Origin of the sequence: Rhodococcoides kyotonense (assembly GCF_001645385.1) — a bacterium.
Taxonomy (GTDB): Bacteria; Actinomycetota; Actinomycetes; order Mycobacteriales; family Mycobacteriaceae; genus Rhodococcoides; species Rhodococcoides kyotonensis_B.
Window position 1 is genome coordinate 63,260 of the sequence record NZ_LVHI01000003.1, and the last position, 23,401, is coordinate 86,660.

Annotated in this window: 18 protein-coding genes; 6 read left to right on the forward strand and 12 right to left on the reverse strand. The window is 67.6% G+C overall.

What is annotated here, in order from left to right:
* Nucleotides 1-2: 2 nt before the first annotated feature.
* The gene (locus A3K89_RS02700) at nucleotides 3-3,446 is read right to left on the reverse strand and encodes an ATP-dependent helicase (RefSeq protein ID WP_068421613.1); all 3,444 of its coding nucleotides are present in this window, start codon (nucleotides 3,444-3,446) and stop codon (nucleotides 3-5) included.
* Nucleotides 3,443-6,817 (reverse strand): ATP-dependent helicase, encoded by a 3,375-nt coding sequence (locus tag A3K89_RS02705; protein ID WP_068421429.1) that lies wholly within the window; start codon nucleotides 6,815-6,817, stop codon nucleotides 3,443-3,445. Before A3K89_RS02705 ends, A3K89_RS02700 begins: the two co-directional genes overlap by 4 nt.
* Before the next feature lie 95 nt (nucleotides 6,818-6,912).
* Between A3K89_RS02705 and A3K89_RS02710 the strand changes: the two genes are divergently transcribed.
* Genes A3K89_RS02710 through A3K89_RS02725 form a run of 4 tightly spaced genes read left to right on the forward strand, consistent with a single transcriptional unit; the run spans nucleotide 6,913 to nucleotide 10,234 of the window.
* Nucleotides 6,913-7,689, forward strand: coding sequence for an alpha/beta fold hydrolase (locus A3K89_RS02710; protein WP_068421432.1), 777 nt, complete (start codon nucleotides 6,913-6,915; stop codon nucleotides 7,687-7,689).
* Nucleotides 7,690-7,992 carry an MGMT family protein gene (locus A3K89_RS02715; protein ID WP_068421435.1) on the forward strand — a complete coding sequence of 101 codons (303 nt, stop codon included), beginning with the start codon at nucleotides 7,690-7,692 and terminating at the stop codon, nucleotides 7,990-7,992. It begins immediately after the preceding gene.
* Between the two features lie 11 nt (nucleotides 7,993-8,003).
* The gene (locus tag A3K89_RS02720; protein WP_068421436.1) at nucleotides 8,004-8,438 is read left to right on the forward strand and encodes a PaaI family thioesterase; all 435 of its coding nucleotides are present in this window, start codon (nucleotides 8,004-8,006) and stop codon (nucleotides 8,436-8,438) included.
* A gap of 56 nt (nucleotides 8,439-8,494) precedes the next feature.
* Nucleotides 8,495-10,234 carry an NTP transferase domain-containing protein gene (locus A3K89_RS02725; RefSeq protein WP_302050726.1) on the forward strand — a complete coding sequence of 580 codons (1,740 nt, stop codon included), beginning with the start codon at nucleotides 8,495-8,497 and terminating at the stop codon, nucleotides 10,232-10,234.
* Here A3K89_RS02725 and A3K89_RS02730 read toward each other — a convergent pair.
* The 6 genes from A3K89_RS02730 to A3K89_RS02755 form a co-directional block, all read right to left on the reverse strand.
* On the reverse strand, nucleotides 10,191-10,931 hold the full coding sequence (locus tag A3K89_RS02730) for a sirohydrochlorin chelatase (protein WP_084423541.1): 741 nt from the start codon (nucleotides 10,929-10,931) through the stop codon (nucleotides 10,191-10,193). The two genes, A3K89_RS02725 and A3K89_RS02730, sit on opposite strands and share 44 nt — an antisense overlap.
* Nucleotides 10,932-12,140, reverse strand: coding sequence for a uroporphyrinogen-III synthase (locus A3K89_RS02735; RefSeq protein ID WP_068421437.1), 1,209 nt, complete (start codon nucleotides 12,138-12,140; stop codon nucleotides 10,932-10,934).
* Nucleotides 12,137-12,532: a nitrite reductase small subunit NirD gene (gene nirD / locus A3K89_RS02740; protein ID WP_068421438.1), complete on the reverse strand. Its 396-nt coding sequence runs from the start codon at nucleotides 12,530-12,532 to the stop codon at nucleotides 12,137-12,139. Before nirD ends, A3K89_RS02735 begins: the two co-directional genes overlap by 4 nt.
* A gap of 79 nt (nucleotides 12,533-12,611) precedes the next feature.
* The gene (gene nirB / locus A3K89_RS02745; protein WP_371828781.1) at nucleotides 12,612-15,107 is read right to left on the reverse strand and encodes a nitrite reductase large subunit NirB; all 2,496 of its coding nucleotides are present in this window, start codon (nucleotides 15,105-15,107) and stop codon (nucleotides 12,612-12,614) included.
* A 32-nt stretch (nucleotides 15,108-15,139) separates the two neighbouring features.
* On the reverse strand, nucleotides 15,140-16,564 hold the full coding sequence (locus tag A3K89_RS02750; protein WP_068421442.1) for a nitrate/nitrite transporter: 1,425 nt from the start codon (nucleotides 16,562-16,564) through the stop codon (nucleotides 15,140-15,142).
* Nucleotides 16,565-16,761: 197 nt separating this feature from the next.
* Nucleotides 16,762-18,024 (reverse strand): MFS transporter, encoded by a 1,263-nt coding sequence (locus A3K89_RS02755; protein WP_174551348.1) that lies wholly within the window; start codon nucleotides 18,022-18,024, stop codon nucleotides 16,762-16,764.
* Nucleotides 18,025-18,111: 87 nt separating this feature from the next.
* On the opposite strand from A3K89_RS02755, the gene A3K89_RS02760 reads away from it, so the two are divergent.
* Complete coding sequence (locus A3K89_RS02760; RefSeq protein ID WP_068421445.1) at nucleotides 18,112-18,774, forward strand: FadR/GntR family transcriptional regulator; 663 nt, start codon at nucleotides 18,112-18,114, stop codon at nucleotides 18,772-18,774.
* Nucleotides 18,775-18,790: 16 nt separating this feature from the next.
* Here the strand turns inward: A3K89_RS02760 and A3K89_RS02765 are convergent, their stop codons facing one another.
* The 3 genes from A3K89_RS02765 to A3K89_RS02775 form a co-directional block, all read right to left on the reverse strand.
* Nucleotides 18,791-19,645, reverse strand: a complete 855-nt coding sequence (locus tag A3K89_RS02765; protein ID WP_068421623.1) for a TIGR02569 family protein — start codon at nucleotides 19,643-19,645, stop codon at nucleotides 18,791-18,793.
* A 78-nt stretch (nucleotides 19,646-19,723) separates the two neighbouring features.
* Nucleotides 19,724-20,899 carry an adenylyltransferase/sulfurtransferase MoeZ gene (moeZ, locus tag A3K89_RS02770; protein WP_068421448.1) on the reverse strand — a complete coding sequence of 392 codons (1,176 nt, stop codon included), beginning with the start codon at nucleotides 20,897-20,899 and terminating at the stop codon, nucleotides 19,724-19,726.
* A 38-nt stretch (nucleotides 20,900-20,937) separates the two neighbouring features.
* Nucleotides 20,938-22,110 (reverse strand): DUF3152 domain-containing protein, encoded by a 1,173-nt coding sequence (locus A3K89_RS02775; RefSeq protein ID WP_068421626.1) that lies wholly within the window; start codon nucleotides 22,108-22,110, stop codon nucleotides 20,938-20,940.
* Nucleotides 22,111-22,387: 277 nt separating this feature from the next.
* Between A3K89_RS02775 and A3K89_RS02785 the strand changes: the two genes are divergently transcribed.
* Entirely contained in the window at nucleotides 22,388-23,041 is a 654-nt protein-coding gene (locus A3K89_RS02785; RefSeq protein WP_068421454.1) for a TetR/AcrR family transcriptional regulator, read from the forward strand.
* 79 nt (nucleotides 23,042-23,120) lie between these two features.
* Here the strand turns inward: A3K89_RS02785 and A3K89_RS02790 are convergent, their stop codons facing one another.
* Nucleotides 23,121-23,345, reverse strand: a complete 225-nt coding sequence (locus tag A3K89_RS02790; protein ID WP_068421457.1) for a DUF3107 domain-containing protein — start codon at nucleotides 23,343-23,345, stop codon at nucleotides 23,121-23,123.
* Nucleotides 23,346-23,401 lie beyond the last annotated feature (56 nt).

A 23,401-nucleotide genomic window follows, 5' to 3' on the forward strand; every position in this document is an offset into this window, starting at 1 on the left:
AATCATGGGGCGTCCGAATCGAACCGGACATCGGTCCGTCCCTCGATGAGCGCCGCCAACGCGTCGGCGTCGGGCAGCTCTGCCGGCGCCACGGTGCGGCCGCTGCGCACGTAGTGGAACGCGGCGCGCACTTTCTCGAGCGGAACCGGTTCGGCGGACACCGCAGACATCAGTTCGGCCCAGGCGATGCGGTACGCCGCGAGCTGCATCACCACCGACTTCTCCTCCTTCGGAGTCGGCTCGGCGCCCGTCTTCCAGTCGACGACGGTCCAACCGCCGTCGGAATCGGCGAACACGGCGTCGATCCGGCCCCGCAGAACCGTTCCGGCGACCGAGGTCTCGAAGGGCACCTCGACTTCGACGGGACTGCGCAGAGACCAGTCCGAGTCGAGGAAGGCCTGCTGCAGCGTCTCGAGATCGACGTCCGTCGCAGCACCCGTGTCCGCTGATCCGGGCAGTTCGTCCAGGTCGAGGAGCCGCGTCGCGCCGAATCTCCGCTCGATCCACGCGTGGAACGCCGTACCTCTGCGCGCCAACGGATTCGGCGGGAACGGCAACGGACGACGCAAGCGCGACGCCAAGGCATCGGGATCGGCCGCGAGATCGACCAACTGACTGACCGACAGGTTCTCCGGCAGCGCAACGGTCACAGTGGATCCGGCTCGTTCCGCTCGTTCGGCCAGCAGGGCGTCCACGTCCGCCGCCCACTGCTCGGGATCGGCGTCGTTGTCATTCTGCGGCTCGTCGTCCTGCTGGTCGTCGTCCTGCTGCTCGCTCGTCCCGTCGGCACGACCGCGCAACGCCGCGAGTACGGCCCGGGCGCCGTTCTCCACCGCTGCCCGTCGCGCTCCGAGTGGATCGCGCGGCCATGACGCCGAATGCGGTTCGGCGGCAAGCGGATTGTTCACTCCGTCGTCGGGCGCGTCGGCCCACCGGTCGACGACCGCCACCGGAGCCGACTCGGTGTGCGCTCGCTCGTCGATCAACTCTTTCAGCTCGATCAGGAAGGGCGACGGTCCGCGCGGTTTGGTGGCGCTCTCGTCCCAGTGATGCGCCGACACGAACAGTGCACGCTCGGTGCGCGTGAGCGCGACGTAGAACAGACGTCTGTCCTCGGCGAGCCGGCGTCGCGCGAGCGCCTCCTTGTGGCGGTCGACGGCGTCCTGCAGGTCCTTGCGGTTGTGCAGGTCCTCCAGCTCCAGGACGGGGACACCTTCGGACATTCGGCCGTCCTCCTGGGCGACGGACCTGTCACCGCGTAGCGACGGGGGAAGTTCGGCGAGCGCGCCGAGCCAGGTCGCCGACGCCGTCGTCGACGGGAACACTCCGGTTGCGACGTGCGGAACGGCCACCACCTCCCACTCGAGGCCCTTGGCCGAGTGCACCGTCAGCACCTGGACACGATGCGGCGCCACCTCGACCTCGCCCGGCGCCAACCCGTCCTCGACCGTCTCGGCAGCACCGAGGAAGGACAGGAACCCGGTGACGGTAGCCGTCGGATTGTCGGCGTAGTCGGCCACGACGCCGGCGAACTCGTCGAGGTGTTCGCGCCCGACCCCGCCGACCACGCCCGCCGCGGTACGCGCCTGCGCTTCGACACCGATGCCCATGGCTCGCTCGATGTCGGCCACCAGTTCGGTGAGCGGCTGGCCGATACGTTCGCGCAGCGAATGCACCTCGGCGGCCAGCGCTGTGATCCTGCGGTACCCGACCTCCGAATAATGCTCTGCCGGCCCGGGGTCCGCGATCGCGTCGGCGAGACCGGCTTCCTCGGATTGTTCACCGGGAAGCGAACTTTCGAGGGCGGCGTCGAGTGCGGCCCGATCGTCGACGCGTCCCGACGCGCCGAAGCCACCTGCGATGGACAGTCGCTTCGCCCGCCGCGCCAACTGGCGTAGGTCGGCCGCACCGATCCGCCAGCGCGACCCGGTGAGGACACGCATCGCTGCGCTGCCCGCCATCGGATCGGCGACCAGTCGAAGCATCGCGGTGACGTCGGCGATCTCGGGTATGTGCAGTAGCCCACCGAGTCCGACGACCTCGACGGGGAGGCCACGGGACCGCAGCACCTCCGCGATCGGCTCGGCGTCGGCGTTGCGTCGAACGAGGACGGCCGCAGTGGGCGGAGGTCGGTCCTCGTCACGCGCACGTCGGTACTCGTCGGCGATCCGATCGGCGACCCATTCACGTTCGGTCAGCACGGTGTCGGTGACGGCGAGGCGGACGTCACCCGGTGTAGCGCCCGGACGCGCTCGCAGCGTCGGAACCGGAACTCCCGTGCGCTTCAGCGGTTCGGTGATGTGATTGGCCAGTTCGAGCGCCTCGGGCGGGTTACGCCAGCTCGTGAGCAGCTCGAGCCGCGGCGCAGGCGTTCCGTCGGCGAGTGGGAAGTCGGTCGCGAAACGCGGCAGATTGGCTGCCGACGCACCACGCCATCCGTAGATCGACTGCATGGGATCGCCGACGGCCGTCAACGCGAGCGTCGGATCCGATCCGCCGCCGAACAGCGACGACAGCAGCACGCGTTGAGCGTGCCCGGTGTCCTGGTATTCGTCGAGCAGAACGAGTCGGAACCGTTCGCGTTCGGCGCGGCCGACCGGGGCGTGGTCGGCGGCCACACGCGCGGCGAGCGACATCTGGCTGCCGAAGTCCAGCGCGCCCTCGCGCCTGAGTGTCTGCGCGAGCCGCTCGACCAGTGGGAGCAACGCGATCCGATCGTGTTGCGCGGCAAGGATGTCGAGCAGCGCCTTCGACGGGCCACCGCGCTGCTTGGGGCCCGCGGGCAGACCGTGCACGAGTTTGTCCAGGTCGGTGTGCGCCTCGCGAAGATCGTCGGGATCGACGAGGTGTTCGGCGAGCTGACCGGACAGAGCCAGTACGGCTTCGGTGATCGACGTCGGGTTGCGATCGGTGTCGAGGTCACCGTCCCACGTGCTGACGACACGATGGGCCAGCTGCCACAGCTCGGTCTCGGACAGCAGTGTGGCCGACGGTTCGATCGGCAGCAGCAGGCCGTGTTCGGTCAGGAGTCGGCCCGCGTACGAGTGGTAGGTGCTGACCTCCGGCTCACCGGTCAGAATGCGCTCACGCAGGTGCAGACTCGGATCGAGGGCACGGACGACATCCGATCCGGCAAGGCGGTTCAGCCGCGCACGAATACGAGTGGTCAACTGCTGTGCGGCCTTTCGGGTGAACGTCAGGCCGAGCACGCTGTCGGGGTCGACGAACTCGTTGGCCACCATCCACACGACGCGTGCAGCCATCGTCTCGGTCTTGCCGGCGCCCGCTCCGGCGACGACGAGGGTCGGACCCGAGGGCGCGGAGATGACCGCGGCTTGCTCGGCGGTCGGGGGATGTTTCTGACCGAGCGCACGGGCCAGCTCGATCGGATCGATGCGGGGTTCCGGTCGTTCCTGCCGCTTCTTCGGCGCGGATCGGGTGGTCAACTGTCGGTCACCTGCCTTCCGGTCTCGTGCGCGGGACAGCTCGACTTGACCGGGCAGTGCCTGCACCCGTCGTTGACGAAGGCCCTGAACGTGGGGCCCTTCGTCGCGGCGGCCGCGGCGTGCACGATGTCACGCCATTCCTCCAGCGTCTCGGGACTCGGCGGTTCCTGCATCCGCTGTGTCGCGCCGTCCTTGTTGTGCGGCTTGGCCACATAGACGAGGCGTGCGCCTCCCGGTTGTGCTGCGGGCTCCCCCTCGATAGCACCGGCCGCAGCCGCGACCTGGTAGGTCGCGAGCTGATTGTGGCTCCGCGCATCTTCTTTCGACAGAGCACTCTTGGCCGTCTTGACGTCGATGATCACCGGCCTGCCGTCGGCGTCGTGCTCGAGACGGTCGATACGGCCACGCAACGCCACCGCCGGTTCGTCGTCCGTCCGTGCAGGCAGCACTCCCTGCACCGTCACTTCGACGCCGGCTTCGGTCAGTTCTCCCCTGGTGCCGCGTAGCCATGCTTCGAACGTCTCGAGCATCGTTGCGGTTCGATCGAGCTCCCGCCGCGAGAACCACTGCGACCCGAGATCCACGGCATCCCATGCTGTTTCGAGGGCACGTCGGACCTGATCGGGGGGCATGTTGCCGGCGACTGCCTGCACGAGCGTGTGCACGAGCGTTCCCGTCACGGCATGGGTGTTGGCACCGTCGTTGCCTCCGTGACGATCGAGCATCCACCGCAGCGGGCACGTCGTCAGCTGCTCGACCGTCGACGGCGACAGCGGAACCGGGCCGTCGTCGACGGTCCACAGCGGTGCATCGGTGCTGACATCCGCAAGCCCGAACCACTCGTCGGGGTGAGCTCCCTTGACCCCCGCGTCGGCGAGGCGCGCCAGTTGCGCCGCGGCGCGATGCCATTTCGCGGAATCCTGTTCTGCGACAACGGAATCACACACGACGCTGCGCAGTTCGGCCACCAACATGGGCAGCGCGAGCACCCGCTCGTTCGACTCCTTGTCCTGTGCGTGCGTCGACCAGTCGTCGGCGTCCTGGGAGCCCTGCTCGTCGGCGTCGCCCGCCACGAGCTCGTCGACGAACCGGGATCGGACGAGATCCGCGTCGCCGGTGCTCGAATCGACCGCCGAGACGATCAGGATGGATCGAGCGCGGCTGCACGCCACCATGAACAGCTTGCGTTCCTCCGCGAGCAACGGTGCCGTACGAGACAGGCTGCCGTCGATCAACGAGGCGGCGTCGGCGATTCCCGACGTGAGGTCGACGAGCGACTCGGTACCGAGGAGACTGCCTCGGGCCCGCAGCCCGGGCCACAGCCCCTCCTGCACTCCGGGGACCGCGACGAGTTCCCATTCCCGTCCCGCGGCCGAGTGCGCACTGAGGACGGTGACGGCGTCGGTTGCGGCCGCCGCCGAGATGCGGGTGCCCGGGATCTGCTGCTGGGTGATGTAGTCGACGAATCCGGCGAGCCGCGCCTGGGGCAACCGGTCGACGTAGGACGCAGCGGCGTCGAACAGTGCGACGACGGCGTCGAGATCCCGATCCGCCTGCGCACCCGCAGAGCCGCCCCACGCCGACACCGATGCCCACCGCCGTTCCAGACCGGTGCCCTGCCATGCCGCCCACAGCACGTCCTCGACGCCGCGCCCACGTCGAGCGACGGCAGCGGCCTTCCGTACCACCGACAGGACTCGACGCAGCGGCGCCGACTCGACGTCCGAGAGCTCGGACACCCACGCCGAATCCGACTGTGGCGCATCGCCTTCCGAGCGCCGGGACCCGGCGTCGACGATGACCGCCCGCAGGAGTTCCGACGAGTCGCGTTCGCCGCCCGCGGCCAACTCGATTCGCCGGACGCCACGGCGCAGCCGACGCAGCGCAACAGGATCGGCGCCGCCGATCGGACCGGACAGCAACGCGAGCGCGTCCTCACCGTCGAACGAGTCGTCGACCATGGACCGCAGCACCAACAGCAGACCCACGGCACCGTGCTGCCGATGCAGCGGCAGTTCCGACGCCGGGGTCACGACGGGAACACCCGCCGCCTGCAGTGCTCGTCGCAGCGGTGCGACGACCCTGGGAACCGACCGCACGACGACGGCCATCTCCGACCACGGCATGCCGTCGACCAGATGGGCGCGCCGCATGACGTCGGCGATGGCAGTGGCCTCCTTGGCCGCCGACGCGTGCACCCGAACGAGCGCCTTGGCCTCGCCGAAACGCGGTGCGCCGACTGCCTCCGCACCTCGATGACGCGCGAGACCCGGAAGTCGGCCCGCGATGGAGTGAGCGATCTTCGCAACGACGGGATCGCTACGAAAGTTGTGCGTCAGCACCACTCGGCGAGCATCCCCCGGCTCGGCCAGATCCGCGACGAACGACGGGTCGGCACCGCGGAACGTGAAGACCGATTGGTCGGGGTCGCCCGCGACGACGGTGGAGTCGGTGTTGCTGCCGATGGCCCGAATCAAGTGCGCCGCTTGTGGATCGAGATGCTGCGCGTCGTCGACGACGAGGTGCCTGATGCGGGCGCGCTCGGATTGCAACAGCTCCGGGTCGGTCGCGAAGGCCATCAGCGCGCTGCCGATGAGCTCCGCGGCGTCGAGCCCGGGCGCCGACGCCCCTGCTGCCTCCATTCCGACGGCACCGCGCAGCAACATGGCCTGCTCGTAGCGCGCCGCGAACTTGCCGACGGCGACCCATTCCTCGCGTCCGTGCTTTCGGCCGAGTTTGACGAGGTCCTCCGGGCCGATACCCCGTTCGGCCGAGCGCAGCATCAGATCGCGGACCGCCGTGGCGAAACCCGACATGCCGAGTGCAGGGCGCAACCTCTCCGGCCAGTCGGCAGCACCGTCGTCGATGTCTCCTCGCAGCATCTCGCGGACCACGGCGTCCTGCTCGGCGCCGGTGAGGAGCCGAGGAGGTGGGTTGCCGTAGATGGCCGCCTGCAGACGCAGGACGGCGAACGCGTACGAGTGGACGGTGCGCACCAACGGTTCACGCGTCGCTCGCATTGGAAGTTCGCCGGCGAACAGTCCCGCGGTGATCTGCTCGCGCATCCGGACCGAAGCCCGTTTCGACTGCGTCAGCACGAGCACCGATTCCGGGTCGCCGTCCGCGATGCGGGACACCGCGTAATCGGCCATCAACGAGGTCTTGCCGGTGCCGGGACCGCCGAGCACCTGCCACGGACGCCACGCCGCACCTCCGTCGGCTGCGGCTTCGGCGGCATCCGAGAAACTGGTCAACAACCGCTGGGCGTCGCCCGACCACGTGCGACGAGCCTGCGCGACGCGAGGCGCCCGCACGAGCGTCGCCCCGCCCTGCCTGTCACCGCCCTGCCTGTCACCGCCGCGTCCGTCCATGGAAGAAGATTGGATCACGCCCCACCGACACACTCGCATCCCGTGACCGTCCGACCCGGCGCCCTGCGATCGCATCGATGCGGCAGACTGAACCGGTGCCCCAGCTGAACCTTCACACGTACGGGCCGGTCGACGGGCCCGAGATCCTTGCCGTGCACGGCATGACCGGACACGGCGCCCGCTGGCGTGACCTCGCCGAGAATCATCTGCCCGAGGCCCGATTCCTCGCCCCGGACCTGATCGGCCACGGCCGATCGCCGTCGACTCCGCCGTGGGACATCGCCGCGCAGATCGGTGCACTGCGAACGCTCGTCGAGAACCACGCGCGTGGACCGGTCCTGGTCGTCGGCCATTCGTACGGCGGCGCGCTGGCCGTGCATCTGGCGGCGACGCATCCCGAGCTCGTGCGAGGGCTCGTTCTTCTCGACCCGGCGATCGAGATCGACCCGAACGACCTGCTCGAGGTCGCCGAGCTCACCGCCAAGTATCCCGACTACACCGATGCCGACGAGGCGAAGTCGGAGAAGATCAACGGCGCGTGGGCGGACGTTCCCGTCGAACTTCTGGATCGCGAGATCGAGGAGCATCTCGAACGGGCCGACAACGGCCGCGTCAAGTGGCGCATGTCGACGGCGGCGATCGTCGCGTCGTGGGGTGAGCTCGCGCGGCCGCTCGTCGTGCCCCCGGCGGGTACGAGGACCGTCGTCGTGCAGGCGATGCGCGTACAGCCACCGTACGTGACCGACCAGTTCAAGAAGGCGCTCGATGCACAGCTGGGTGACGACCTGACGATCGTCGAACTCGACTGCGATCACATGGTTCCTCAGGCCAAGCCCGCCGACGTCGCCGATCTGGTGCGTGAGCTGTTGTAGATGGCGCGCATCACGGACGAGCAGGTCGAGACCGTGCGATCGCTGGTCGCATCCATTCCCCCGGGCCACGTCGCGACGTACGGGGACATCTGCGCGGCCGCCGGGCTGTCCAGCCCGCGCATCGTGGGCTGGATCATGCGAACGGACTCTGCGGACCTTCCGTGGCATCGAGTGCTGTCGGCCAGCGGAAAGCCGGCCGCGCACCTGGCCACGCGGCAGCTCGAACAATTGCGCGCCGAGGGCATCCTGGCTCGGGACGGTCGAGTGGACCTGAAAGCAATCCGCTTCCCGTTCACCGACTAACCTCGTCAGGTATGGATCTCGGACAGTTCGACCCGCGGTCGACCGCGAAGTACGCCCTGAAGAAGGCAAGTCCGTTCGTCGCCGCTGCCGGTCTGGTCGTCGACGAGGTGTCGGGTACACGCGTCGTCGGCCACATCGAGCTGTCCGAGGAGCACTTCACCCCCTGGGGCGTCGTGCACGGCGGCGTCTACACGACGGCCGTCGAGAGCGCCGCCAGCATCGGTGCGAGCGAGGCCGTGAAGGAACGAGGCGAGTTCGCCGTCGGCGTGCACAACGGAACCGATTTCCTGCGCGCCAGCAAGGGCGGACGCGTCGACGTCGTCGCGGAACCGTTGCAGCAGGGCCGCGTTCAACAGTTGTGGCTGGTGACCGTCACGGCTTCGGACAGCGGCAAGACCATCGCGCGCGGTCAGGTTCGACTGCAGAACGTGCCGCTTCCGACGTGACCTCACACCCGGTCGGGTCGTCCCGGCAGGCGCAACTCCCGGATACCGGCTCGTTCCTGCAGGCTCCACTCCCCGATTTCGACGCCGTCGTACTCGCCGGCGGGTCGGCTCGGCGCATGGGAGGCATCGACAAACCCGGTCTCCGTGTCGGCGGGATGCCCCTCGTGCACAGGGCCGTCGAGGCCGTCGGAGACGCACGACGGATCGTCGTCGTGGGTCCTCACCGCGACGATCTCGCCGACGACGTCCTCCAGACACGCGAGGAGCCTGTCCGCTCCGGACCCGTCGCAGCCATCGCCGCGGGGCTGCAAGCACTGTCGCGGTCCACGGCCGACATCGTCGTGGTCATCGCGGCCGACCTTCCGTTCGTCGACACCCGCGCCATCACCACTCTTGTTGCAGCCGTGGGTGATTCACCCGTCGTGTTCGCGACGGACGACGCCGGAAGGACACAGTATCTCTTCGGCGCGTGGGCACGTTCGACACTGACCCACAAGATGAACGCACTCGAAGACGTTGCAGGACAGCCTGTTCGCTCCCTCCTCCCGGACGATTACCGCACCGTCGCCGTCCCCGGTACCGACGACTGCGATACACCGGACGACGTGCGCCGAGCACGGGAACGCACCGCCCTCCACGCGTCGGGCATCGAGGCATCACGGGCGAGGATTCGAGAACGGTTGTCGCCCATTGCGGTACGCCACGTACCTCCGGTGGAGGCCGAGGGAGGTGTCCTCGCCGACGCCCTCGTCGCTGCCGGTGCGCTCCCCCACGTCGACACGTCCGCGATGGACGGCTACGCGGTGGCAGGCCACGAGCCGTGGACGGTGCGAGGCGAGGTTGCCTTCGCGGGAACGTCGGATCTCGAAGACATGCACGACGGCGACGCCGTTCGCATCGCAACCGGAGCGCGGGTTCCCGACGGCGCCACCGCCGTCGTGCGGGACGAGCACGTCGTCGTCGGCGACGACGGGCTCCTGCGTCGACGTCCCGACGCACCGGTGCGGAACGACGCACGCCGACGCGGTGAGGACTGGCGACCGGGGACCGAACTGGTCTCTGCGGGAACGACCGTCTCGGCCGCCGTGGTATCGGTCGCTCTCAGCGCCGAGGTGGGCAACCTGCCGGTTCGCGGGCCGGTTCGTGCCCGAACCGTGTTCAGCGGGAACGAGATCCGCGCCGAGGGTCCACTCGACCCCGGTCAGACCCGTGACAGCATCGGCCCGGTCCTTCCGCGCTACCTTCGTTCGTGCTGCGTCGACACGGCGGACTCCGTGCACCTCCACGACACACCTGCCGCGTTCGACGAACTACTCGCCGACGCGTCGGACGTGGACCTGCTGGTCGTCGTCGGCGCGACAGGCGGCGGCGCGGCGGATCAACTCAGGTCTGCGTTGAACCGGGCGTCAGCGGAGACCATCGTGAGCCGGGTCCCCATCCGCCCCGGCGGATCTCAGATCACGGCGGTCCTGCCGAACGGGGTCGTCGTGCTCGGGCTGCCCGGCAATCCATTGGCGGCCGTCAGCACCCTGATGATGACGGCACCCGCGATCGTCGACGCGTTGACCGGCAGGATACCCACCACGCCGTGGCTCGGCTTCCTCACCAACGCTGCCGACGTCGCGTCCGACAGTGCGCGCATCGTTCCCGTCTCGCGCGATGGGGTGGGATGGCGCGCGGACACCGCCGTGCGCACCGCACACCTGCTTCACCTCGTGGGTCACGACGCGTTGGCGGTCGTCCCGCCGCATGTCAGCCCCGACGACCCCGTGGAGCTACTTCCGCTGTTTCGGTAGGAATCGAATCGTGGAGAACCGCTGCACCGGCACGGAATCGGTCGACGACGAGATCGACGATCCCAGCGTGGACGCCGAGCGGATCGGCGACGCCGTCGCTGCCCGCGTCGACGAGCCTGGAGTGGAACAGCCCGCGTGCCAGCAGGTACGACGCCACGAAGACTCTCCTGTGGCCGTCTCGACGGAGCTCGGCGACTACGTCGGGCACCGCGGGCTGTGCGGTTGCGACGTACCCGATACGCACCGGCACCTGCGCGAGGTCGGCCAGCATCGCCGCCGCACGACGGTGGTCCCGTAGTGCTCGCTGGTCGGACGATCCCGCCGCGGCGAACACGATGGCGTCGCCGTCGTTCCAGCCCACTGCGCGCAGCCGCTCGAGCATGACCTGCGCGAACACCGGATCGGGACCGAGTGCACGCGTGACCGTCACCCGCGAGTGCTCGCTGTCGGCAACCTCGCGGGGAACGTCGGTGTGCACGTGATAGCCGGAGGCCAGGAACGCAGGTACCACGACAGCGGGAGCCGTGAGACCTCTCAGCACTTCGGACGGAGACGGACCGAGCACGTCGACGAACGCGACGCGCGTCTCGCCGACCTCGCGGCCGACCGCGTCGGCCAGTTCGGCGACCATCTCGACGCCGCGGGGATTGCGGGTTCCGTGCGCGACCAGCACGAGCGTCGGGTTCTTCACGTTCATCTAGTACTTGCTCCCCTCGGGAACTCGAATCGGTGGTGCGGAGGGGATGTGCGACCGGTCGTCGACGGCGACGTCGGCGGGATCGATCGCGAGGCGATATCCCCTCTTGACCACGGTTTGAATGGTCTTCGGTGCGCCCAGTGACGACCGGAGCCGTGTCATCGCGGTCTCGACGGCGTGGGTGTCGTCGCCACCGCCGGGCAGCGACGCCAGCAGTTCGTCGCGGGACACGACCTGCCCCGGCCTACGGGCCAGTGTCTTCACCAGGGCCATCCCGGCGGGTGAGATCGAACGCACGACGCCGTCGACGACGACGCATCGACCCCGGATGCTGATCGAATGACCGCCCGCCTGCATCGGCCGCGCACGCCGCGGGAGTTCCTCGGCGATATGTCTGGCCAGTGCACCCAGGCGAGCGCGCGCCGGCTGCGTCGTCGCCACCTTCAGATGTTCGAGCGGCGCCGCCGTCACCGGACCCACGCACACGGGCAGAACCCGGGTGCGCAGCGAGTGCAGCAGTGGTTCGAGCACACCGCTGACGTCCGCGCGCATCAGCAGCGACGCCACGGCAGGTGCACTCGTGAAGCTGACGGCGTCGAGATCGCCGACGAGCACCGCCTCGATCATCCGGTCCATCGGCGTGCCGTCGTCGGGGGCGGTCCACCGATACACCGGCACGGGCACGACGTCCGCGCCTGCGTCGCGCAGCGCCTCGCAGAAGTCCGGCACCGGTTCCCATTCGGTTGTCGCACCGTGCAATTGAACGGCGACACGTTTACCCGCGACTCCTTCGTCGAGAAGGTGTTCGAGCACCTCCGCCGACGACTCCGATGCGGGCGACCATTCCTCGCGGAGGTCGGCCGCACGGATGGCACCCTTGGCCTTCGGTCCGCGAGCCAACAGTCTCGACGACGCGAGTGCCCGCCCCAGGCTTTCTGCCCTACCCCATCCGTCGGCGGCCTCGACCCATCCACGAAATCCGATTCCGGTCGTGGCGACGGTGATGTCCGGTGGCTCGGCGATGATGCTGTCGGTGACGCGTTCGAGTTCTGCGTCGTCGGCGAGCGGGATGATGCGGATCGCCGGAGCGTGCATCACCGATGCGCCTCGGCGCTCCAGCAACGTCGCGAACTCCTCGGCACGACGCGACGCGGTGACCCCGACGGCAAACCCTGCCAGAGGCGTAGCAGCCTCGGCGGCTTGGCTCATGTCGTCGCGCCCCGCACGAAGATCACACCGTCGACCACCTTTGTCTCGAACGAGCCGAGGCCGACCGACTCGTCGTCGAGGCAACGGCCGTCGACGAGCGAGAACACCTGCTTGAGCAGCGGCGACGCCACGGTCGGCTCCCCTGCGCGGTCACCGACCAGGCCACGGGACATGACCGCGGCGCGGCCGAACGGATCGATGTTCCCGACGGCGTACACGTCACCTCCGGGGAGAACGAACAGTGCAGCCTGCACGCCTCCTCGCAGCAGCACCGCCACGCCTCGGCCGGGAACCAGGGTGTCGATCGCGGCCGCTGCCGTCCATTCGCGAGCGGCGTGCGTGCCGGCCGAGACGGCCCGGTCCGTGCTGGTTCGAGTATCGATGACAGTCATTCGAGTACCTCCTGGTGCTATTGCACGTTGCCGATGTTTCTTCGTCGTTAAGCAGCCATTACTGCGGTGTGCACATGCGTCACGCGCCGACTCGGGGCATTCCCATCAACACGGGAACCTTGCGCTGACCACTGTCGTCGAACGAAATGGTCTGGTCCGCCTCGTCGGGTGCGTTGACGAACGAGACGAACCGGCTCAGCTTCTCCTCGTCCTCGAGGACACCCGCCCACTCGTCCTTGTATCCCGCGACGTGGCGTTCCATGTCGGCCTCCAACTCGGCGCCGATTCCGAGGCTGTCCTCGACGACGACCGCCTTCAGATGGTCGAGGCCACCGTCGAGGGATTCGAGCCACGGGGCGGTGCGCTGCAGTCGGTCCGCGGTGCGCACGTAGAACATGAGGTACCGATCGATGTAGCTGACGAGCGTCGCGTCGTCGAGGTTCGACGCCAACAGCTGCGCGTGCTTGGGCGACTGTCCACCGTTGCCACCGACGTACAGGTTCCAGCCGCCCTCGGTCGCGATGACGCCGACGTCCTTGCCCCGCGCCTCGGCACATTCGCGTGCGCAGCCGGACACACCGAACTTGATCTTGTGCGGGGAACGCAGTCCGCGGTAACGATTTTCCAGGTCGACGGCCATGCCGACCGAGTCCTGCACGCCGTAGCGGCACCAGCTCGACCCGACGCAACTCTTCACCGTCCGCAGCGACTTGCCGTACGCCTGGCCGGATTCCATCCCCGCGTCGACGAGTCGTTTCCAGATCGCCGGAAGCTGTTCGACGCGTGCGCCGAACAGGTCGATCCGCTGACCACCGGTGACCTTCGTGTACAGACCGAAATCGCGGGCGACCTCGCCGATGACGATGAGCTGTTCGGGCGTGCACTCGCCACCGGGCATGCGCGGCACCACCGAGTAGGTCCCGTTCTTCTGAATGTTGGCGAGGAAGTGGTCGTTGGTGTCCTGCAGCGACGCCTGCTCCCCGTCGAGAATGTGGTCCGACGACGTCGACGCGAGAATCGATGCGACGACGGGCTTGCAGATGTCGCAGCCGGTTCCCGTCCCGTACTTCGCGACGAGAGAGGAGAAGGTTCGCGTGTTCGTGGCACGGACGATCTCGAACAGCTCGGCGCGCGACTGAGAGAAGTGCTCGCACATCGACTTCGACAACACGACGCCCGACGCCGCGAGCAGCTGCTTGATCGACGGGAGGCAGCCGCCGCACGTCGTGCCTGCCGTCGTGCAACTCTTGACCGAGGCGAGGTCGCAGGCGCCGCCCTCGATAGCACCGCAGATCGCACCCTTCGTCACCCCGTTGCACGAGCAGATCTCGGCGTCGTCGGGCAGTGCACCGATGCCAACGGACTCGGCCGCGGGCGAGATCAGCGACCCGGGATCGCCCGGGAGTTCGCGTCCGACAAGCGGTCTCAGAAGTGAATATGCCGTCGCATCGCCGACGAGGATGCCGCCGAGCAGCGTCTTGGCGTCGTCGGACACGACGAGTTTCGCGTACGTACCCTTCGGTGCGTCGCTGAACACGACTTCGAGCGCACCGGGCGTCGCGGCCATCGCGTCACCGAAGCTGGCGACGTCGACGCCCATGAGCTTGAGCTTGGTGGACATGTCGGCACCCGGGAATTCGGCTGCGCCCCCGAGCAACCGGTCGGCGACGACCTCGGCCGTCGAGTATCCGGGTGCGACGAGACCGTAGCATCGACCCTCGACGGCAGCGCACTCACCGATCGCGTAGACGTCGGGATCCGCTGTGCGGCAACCGGTGTCGACCATGATGCCGCCACGTGCGCCGACCTCGAGACCACAATCGCGTGCCAGCTGATCCTGAGGCCGCACACCTGCCGAGAACACCACGAGGGCGGCGTCGATGACCGTGCCGTCGGACAACTCCACCGACAGTCCGGCGCTGTCGTTCTCGGCGATGGACGACGTACCGACTCCCGTGTGCACGTGCAGTCCGAGATCGGTGACGAGACGCGCCAGCAGTGCGCCGCCACCCTCGTCGACCTGCAGCGGCATGAGCCGTGGTGCGAATTCGACGACGTGCGGCGTCATGCCCATCTTCTTCAGTGCATTCGCGGCTTCGAGCCCCAGGAGGCCGCCGCCCACGACGATGCCGACGGCTCCCGGCCCGGCAGCGTCGGCGCGAGCGCGAATGCGGTCGAGGTCGTCGAGCGTGCGGTAGACGAAGCACCCGTCCAGGTCGTGGCCGGAGATCGGCGGTACGAACGGGTAGGACCCCGTCGCGAAGACCAGGGCGTCGTAGTCGACGGTGTCGCCGAGCGACGTCGTCACGGTCTTCGCCGCACGGTCGATACTGTCGGCGCGCACTCCGAGCCGCATCTCTACGGCCGTGTCACCGAGATAGTCGTTGCCCGCGAGTGCAAGCTCCTTGTGGTCCCAGCTACCGACGTAGGACGACAGACCGACACGGTCGTAGGCCGGCAACGCCTCCTCGCACAGAACGGTGATCTTCCAGTCGGCGGCCTCGTCACGCGCACGCAGCGCTTCGACGAACCGGTGACCGACCATTCCGTGTCCAACAACCACCGCGTTCTTCACGAGAGGTCCTTTCGATGTGTCGAGTTCGAGAGTCATACCGCTGCAGCCGAATTCGCGGGGCGCTTGCGCAGGTAGACCGCCCAGGTGACGCCGCAGCAAAGGACGTAGAAGGCCAGGAAGACCCAGAAGGCGGTCGTCGCCGATTTCGCCTCACCCGAGTACGACGCGCGGAGAACGAGATTGATACCGACACCGCCCAGAGCGCCGATGGCACCGGCGATTCCGATGAGCGCACCGGACATCCTGCGGGACCAGTGCTGCTGCTCCTCGATCGTCGTCCCCTGCAGTTCGACCGACTTCGCAGCGAAGATGGCGGGGATCATCTTGTAGACCGAGCCGTTTCCGAGGCCGGACAGCAGGAACAGCAGGATGAATCCGACGACGAACAGCGCCATCATCGTTCCGCTCGCAGCGCCCGCGGTGTTGTCGTCCCACGTACTCGCGGCGACGAGGATGCCGGTCGAGAAGACCATGGCGACGAACGTGTACAGCGTAATCTTCCCGCCGCCGATCTTGTCGGCAAGTTTGCCACCGAACGGACGCGAGATCGATCCGAGAAGCGGCCCGAGAAACGCGATCTGGGCTGCGTGCAGCGACGCCTGTGCCTGCTGCGCGGCCGTCGCGGGTGCGCCGTCGGTCAGCCCAGCCAGGAAGTTGATCTGCAGAACCTGACCGAACGCGAAGCTGAAGCCGATGAACGATCCGAACGTGCCGATGTAGAGGAACGCGATCCACCACGAGTCGGAGAAGCGCAGCACGTCGATCATGGAGCGCCCGTTGGTCTTCTGGTTCTCCAGGTTGTCCATGAACAGAGCCGCGCCGACCGCGGCGATCGCGATGAACACGAGATAAACGGCACAGACGATCTCGGGCGCGGTGTTGCCGACGGTTGCGATGACGAGCAGACCGATCAACTGGATGACGGGTACGCCGATGTTGCCACCGCCCGCGTTGAGGCCGAGCGCCCATCCCTTCTCACGCTGCGGGTAGAACGCGTTGATGTTGGTCATCGAGGATGCGAAGTTGCCGCCACCGAGTCCTGCGAACGCGGCGACGATCATGTACGTGGTGTACGACGCCGGATTCAGCATGAAGTACATCGTCAGCACCGTCGGGACGAGGAGCACGAGAGCGCTGAAGATCGTCCAGTTACGTCCGCCGAACTTGGCCGTCGCGAACGTGTAGGGAATGCGCAGAATGCCGCCGACGAGCGTCGGGACTGCGACCAGGAAGAACTTGCCCGCCGCGTCGATGCCGTACACCGACACCGGCATGAACAGCACCATGACCGACCAGATGGACCAGATCGAGAAGCCGACGTGCTCGGCGACGACCGACCAGATCAGATTCCGCTTCGCGATGTCCTTGCCGCCGGCCTCCCACGCCTCGATGTCCTCGGAGTTCCAGTAGCTGATGCGATGATTCTTCGACACCGGAACCGTGCCCGGTTTCGGCACTGCAGACGAAACAGCGTCGGCGGGGACAGTACCGGTTGGCAATGCCTCGGGGGTGCTTGTCACGTAGGCCTCCTGATCGGGTGTGTGCACCGAATCTAGGAAAGCCATGTTGCGCGGGCGCTGCCCGCGATGACCTCGCGATTAACTTGGTCTCACGTTCGACAGAAGCCGAACGTGAGATAGACCGCGACTTTCCGTCACCAGGTGTCCTCGAGCATCCGAGGCCTGCAGCAGAAGTAACCGGCGACGAGCAGCACGGCGACACAGACGGTCAGCACGAGGACGGGCACGCCCCATCCCCCGGACAGAGAATGCAGCAGACCGAACGACAGCGGGCCCATCGACGAGACGACGTAACCGAGGCCCTGTGTGAAGCCGGACAGTCCCGACGAGCCTGCCGGGGTGCGGGTGCGCAGGTTCATCAGCGTCAACGACATCGGGAACGTCAAGGTGCCGAGACCGAGCAGACAGACCCAGACGACGGTGCCCGACGCCGGCGACCAGTGCAGACCGGCGAATCCGACGAGGTAGAACACGGCAGCCACGACGACGAGTCCGTACGGGTTGCGCAGACGCGCGCACAGCGACGGCGCACCGAGCGACGTGACGAGACCCATGGCACCGAACGCGGCGACGGATGCGCCTGCCGCAGCCTCGCCGATTCCGGCGTCGGTCAGCAGCGTCGGGAGCCAGGTGAGCATTGCGTAGGTGATGAACGAGGTCATCGCGAACATGCCGACCATTCCCCAGGCGAGCGACGAACGCCAGATGCGTCCCGTCGACTCCTCGTGGACCGCAGCCGACCCTTCTTCCCCCGACACGTCCGCCACGTCCCTGCCCCGACGCGCGAGAACGACTCCCAGCCACGGCACGGCCGCCGCGAGCCCGACGACGGCCCAGACTCCGATCGAGATGCGCCAGCCGTGCGCATTCGCGACCGGAACGGCGAGCAACGGAGGAGCCAGCGTGCTGATCTGCATCGCGCAGATGTACATCGTGCTGACGACGGCGAGCCGGTCGGAGAAGTAGCGCTTGACGAGCGGCGGGATGACGACGTTGCCGATTCCCATGCCCGCCAACGCGAGAGCGGACAGAACCAACAACGACACGGTCCCCGGCGCGAACGCGCGCACGGCCATGCCCACCGTCGTCATCGTCATCGCGATCAGTGCAGCGCGCTCGAGTCCGGTGCGCTTCGCGATCACGGGAGTGAGCAGACCGAACACGGCGAACATCGCCGGCGGCAACATTCCCACGAGACCGATGACTCCGGACCCGAAGTGCAGATCGTCACCGATACGACCGAACAACGGGCTGATACTCGTGACGGCCGCGCGCAGCGTCAGCGCCGAGACGATGATCGCCGCGAACACCAGAATTCGGCCACGAAGGAGTCGGGTCGATTCGGAGTGTTCGGAGGTCTCGGTGACGACGGCGCTGGTACCCACGCGTTGAATCATAGGATGACCGGATCATCGGCCGCAAAGCGTTAAACTAGCGGCCGATCGCGCAGAACCCGGGGCGCGAAGACCGACGGGGAGTCCAACGTGCAGCAGGTACAGCGTTCCAGCCTGATCTCTCAGGTGACGGCGCAGCTCCGTGACGAGATCGTCTCGAAGCGATGGCCTGTCGGGTCACGGATACCGACCGAGCCCGAGCTGTGCGAGATGACCGGAACGGGGCGCAACACGGTCCGCGAAGCCGTTCAGGCGCTCGTGCACGCAGGGATGGTTGAGCGTAGGCAGGGATCGGGGACGTTCGTCCTGGCCACCTCGGACCTCGGCGGCACTCTCGGAAAGTACTTCGCCGACGCTCTCGACCGCGACGTCACCGAGCTCCGACGCGCTCTCGAGGTCACCGCGGCGATGCTCGCCGCCGAACGCCGCGACGACGAGGACATCCGCGCGTTGACAGAAGCGCTCGCGAACCGGAACGAATCGATGAGCGGCGGCGTCACCGTCGAGGCGATCGCCGTCGACGCGCTGTTTCACCGTGCCATCGTCGCGGCCAGCCACAATGCCGTCTATCTGGAGTTCTACGACTCTCTGCTTCCGGTCATCCAGCAGGCCATGCTGCATCACCTCGTCGCACACGACCTGAATTACGACGCCGAACACATCGCCCTGGTCGACGCGATCGTCGACGGCGATGCCGATCGGGCAGGTCAGGCCGCCCAGGTGCTGTTCGACGAACTGGTCCGCGAGGCCTGAACGCCCGCCGGCGAACCTAGAGCAACAGCCGAACGAGATCGGCGCTGCGCGCCAGACCGGGAAACGCCTCGGGCGTCGACCGCGCGTGCAGTGCGTGCACCGCGAAGCGGAAGATCAACGCACGGAGCAGCATCTGCGGCCACTCGGGCAAGTCCTCCCAGCGACCGACCAGAGCATCGTCCGCACCGCCCCACGAGATCGCGTCGACGACGGATACCGCCGCCGCCCACGCCGCCGGTCGCCAGTACGGAGTGATGTCGGTGATGCCGGGGGCGTCGCTGCCCTCGAACAGAACGGTGCCGAACAGGTCGCCGTGGACCAGCTGATCCGGCGATTCGACGGGTTTGCGCAGGCTCGCGAGCTGCTTGATCAGCTCCAGACTCTGTTTGCCGTCGTCGGAGGTCACTTCGGGCGCACCAGCGCCGCGCGCGGCACGCAGTGGAACCGCCTCCCACGCGGCACGGTCGGCGACCGCGAAGACGTCGACGTCGGCCCACGGCGCGACCGGGAGCTGCGACAGGAACCGCGGCCTGTCCAGCTGAGCCGTCGCGGCGTGCAGGCGAACCGACATCGAGACGACCTCGTCGTGCCGCGGCTCGGGTGAACCCTCGATGAACGTGTCCGCGCGCCAACTGCTGACGACGTAACGCCCGTCGGTGGATCGCACCGGCCGAGCGAGTCGAACCCCGTCGACCACCAAGTTCTCGCGCACCTTGGCCGACCACGCCGCACGGGCGTGGTCGGCAACGGGCGACAGCACGACGTCGCCGAGCCTCCAACCACCGTCCCAATCGGCCCCGAGCGGGATGGGAGGCACGTCGCGCAGCCCGAACGTGGAGATCACGTGCTGAGGGGGTTCCACAGAGCTCACGTCTGTCACGCTACCGTCGACCGCCCGCACCCCGGCGCAGGCGCGCGACGCACGAACCTCACGAGTAATCGACCCCACTCAGTACTGCGGCAGGCTCGGATCCACCTGTGCTGCCCACGCGACAATTCCACCCTGGAGGTGGACGGCGTCGCCGAAACCCGCCTCGTGCAGCACCGCGAGTGCCTCGGCCGAGCGGATACCGGTCTTGCAGTGCAGCACGATCCGACGGTTCTGCGGCAGCTCGGCCAGTGCCTCACCCGACAGAATCCGGCCCTTGGGCACGAGTGTTGCGCCGTCGATATGCGCAATGTCCCATTCGACCGGCTCGCGTACGTCGATGAGCGCGACGTCGTCGGAGCCCTTCATCAGCGCGGCCAATTCCGCCGGGGTGATCGTCGACCCGTCCGCGGCAGCCGCGGCCTCGTCGGACACGACCCCGCAGAACGCGTCGTAATCGACCAGTTCGGTGATCGGTGTTCGGTCCGGATCGCGTTGCACCCGCAACGTCCGGTAGTTCATCGACAGGGCGTCGTAGATCATCAACCGACCGAGCAGCGTCTCGCCGATGCCGGTGACGAGTTTGATCGCTTCGGTCACCATGACCGAGCCGACCGACGCGCACAGCACGCCGAGAACACCGCCCTCGGCGCAGGACGGCACCATGCCGGGCGGCGGCGCCTCGGGATACAGATCCCGGTAGTTCAGGCCGACGCCACCGGGTGCGTCCTCCCAGAACACCGACACCTGACCTTCGAACCGGTAGATCGAGCCCCACACGTACGGCTTGTGCGCGAGTACGGCCGCGTCGTTGACGAGGTACCGGGTCGCGAAGTTGTCCGTGCCGTCCAGAATCAGGTCGTACTGTTCGAACAACGCCACGGCGTTGGTTCGATCGAGTCGGAACTCGTGCAGCCGGACGTCGACGCCGTCGTTGATCTCGCGTATCGACTCGGCCGCGCTCTGCGCCTTCGATCGGCCCACGTCGGACCGACCGTGGATGACCTGACGCTGAAGGTTGGACATCTCGACGACGTCGTCGTCGACGATGCCCAGCGTGCCGACGCCTGCCGCGGCCAGATAGAGGAGTGCGGGCGAGCCGAGGCCACCCGCACCGATGACCAGCACACGGGCGTTACGGAGTCGACGCTGACCGAGAGTGCCGACGTCGGGAATGATGAGGTGCCTGCTGTAGCGCGCGACGTCCTCGTGGGACAGCGGCGCCGACGGTTCCACCAGCGGGGGCAGCTGGACCATGTCGTTCGTTCTCTCTTTCAGCGCGGGCGTCGACCAGGTCAGCTACGCGGGTAGGGCCAGGGATTGAACCGGCAGGTCTTGCCGTCCATCGGCACGACGCCTTCCGGATCGAGCCGGGCGATGTCGTCGTTGGCGGTCCCGAAGGTCTGCTGCATCATCACCGGCGCCAAGCCTCCCTCGGTCTCGCACGGTTGGTGCTGCTGATAGCCGATGGCGTGGCCGACCTCGTGATTGATCTGATACTGACGATACGAGCCGATGTCGCCCTGGAACGCGATGGCACCGCGCACCCAACGCGGCTCGTTCAGCACGACACGTCCGATCCCGGGGTTGTAGCAGGAGACCTCGAGCTGGATGTCGTACCCACACGCCTGCCGGATGCTCATCTGCGATGTCAGCGAGATGCGGAAGTCCGGTTCACCCGAATCCACACGACGGAAGGCGAATCTCGGATCGTTGGTCCAGCTCTTCGGGTTGGCGAGCGTCTGATCGACGAGACGGCCGAACGACTCGTCGCCTCCGAAACCGACGGTGTCGACCCCGTCCTCCACCTCGACCGTGTAGGTGAACACGCGCTCGGTACCTTGACCGACCTGCGGCGTCGTTCCCGCAACGGTGTGCCACGTGCCCGCGCCCTGCACGGCGAACGGGCCGCCGTCGGGCAGATCTCCCGACGGAATCGAGTCCGCGAAGTTGCCGTCCGCGGCCGGCGGAACACCGATGACGTCGGTCGAACCGGTCGTGTCGGTGCTCAGCGCGCCGAACCCGGGATCGGCGGACTGATTCGTACCACCCGCCGTGGTCGTCGCCGGATCACCGGTACGAACGGCATCGAACACGACCAAGGCCGTCACGACCAGAAGAATCGGAATGGCGTACGCACGCCAGCCGTACACCGACGCGAACTTGCCGAGCTTGCTCTGCTTCTTCGCCTGACGTTCCGGGCGCGGCGACCGTGTGCGGGGCTTGCGCGGCTCGGTACGCGTCGTGGGATCCCATTGCGCACGCAACGGCTGATGGGAACCACGCGAACCCACGTCGCGCGGAAAATCGTCCGGGTCACCGTCGTCGAACTCACGGCGCATGTCGCGCTCGGCGCGGCGCGCTCGGCCACCGACAGTCGAGTACTGCCGGTCTCGTTCGGTGTCACGGGAGTCGTCGGCGCTCGATCTGTTCCTTCCGCTGCGCCGCGGCCCACCTCGGTCAGTCACCACGCCAGAATCTCACAGTCGTCGACATCCTCTGTTCGCCGCGCCGAAATCAGTGACACGGAACAACCGGCCGGTCTCCAAACCGACCGGCAGGTCGCGGCGTCGGCAACCGAAGATCCGGGCGTCGGCGGACGACCCGCGGGCGGTCGTATCGGACGTACCGTTGCCGGGAGGTATCGTTGCCACGATCTGCACTACCCGAATTCGAGACGACACCATCTCGGCCCAGGGTCCCCCACAACGGGTGCAGAGACGAATGCGGATGGGATCGAGCACTATGACTGAAATCGCGGATCGGACGTCCACGGACCGTCCGGCCCCCACGGCCGGCCGTCGCAGCGCGCGGCTGCCCCGCGATGCGCGACGCGCACAACTCCTGGCGGCAGCGAGCGAAATATTCGTGACCCGCGGCTATCACGCGTCGGGAATGGACGAGATCGCCGAGTGCGCGGGCGTCAGCAAGCCCGTCCTCTACCAGCATTTCCCCGGCAAACTCGAGCTCTACCTCGCAGTCCTGCAGAGCTACGTCGACACGCTGATCTCCGGGGTCCGTCAAGCGCTGCGCTCGACGACGGACAACCGCAAGCGCGTCCGGGCGGCCGTACTCGCCTATTACGACTTCGTGGACACGGACTCCCAGGGCTTCCGTCTCGTCTTCGAGTCGGACCTCATGGGCGAACCTCAGGTCAGCGCACGCGTCGAACAGGCAACCGAGGCGTGCGTGGACGCGGTCTTCGACCTCGTCGCCCACGACTCCGGCCTCGATCCGTACCGAGCACGCGTACTGGCGGTCGGCCTCGTCGGCGCAAGCCAGTTCACGGCGCGCTACTGGCTCGAAGCGGACCGGCCCATCTCGAAGGAAGACGCAGTGGACACCACGGTCTCGCTGGCGTGGGGTGGTCTGTCGCACGTGCCGTTGCAGTCTCCGTAGTTCGACTCCGCCCGAGTACCCGCAGACGACCGAGGCCCCGTATCGATTCGATACGGGGCCTCGCGTTCGTCCACGACGTCTAGGTGGCGAATCCGACCTTGCGAGCGTCGGCGGGGCCGATCTCGACGTAGGCGACCTTCGAGGTGTGGATCAAAAACTTGCGGCCCTTCTCGTCGACGAGCGACAGCACGCCGTCCTTGCCCTCGAGCGCCGTGGCGACGAGCGCTTCGACCTCGTCGGGCGACTGAGCGCTGTTCACCACGAGCTCGCGAGAGCTTTCCGACACACCGATCTTGACCTCCACGGCCAACCTCCGAACTCCTAGAGAAACTTCAGCTGCTTCGCCCAGGCTAGTGCAGC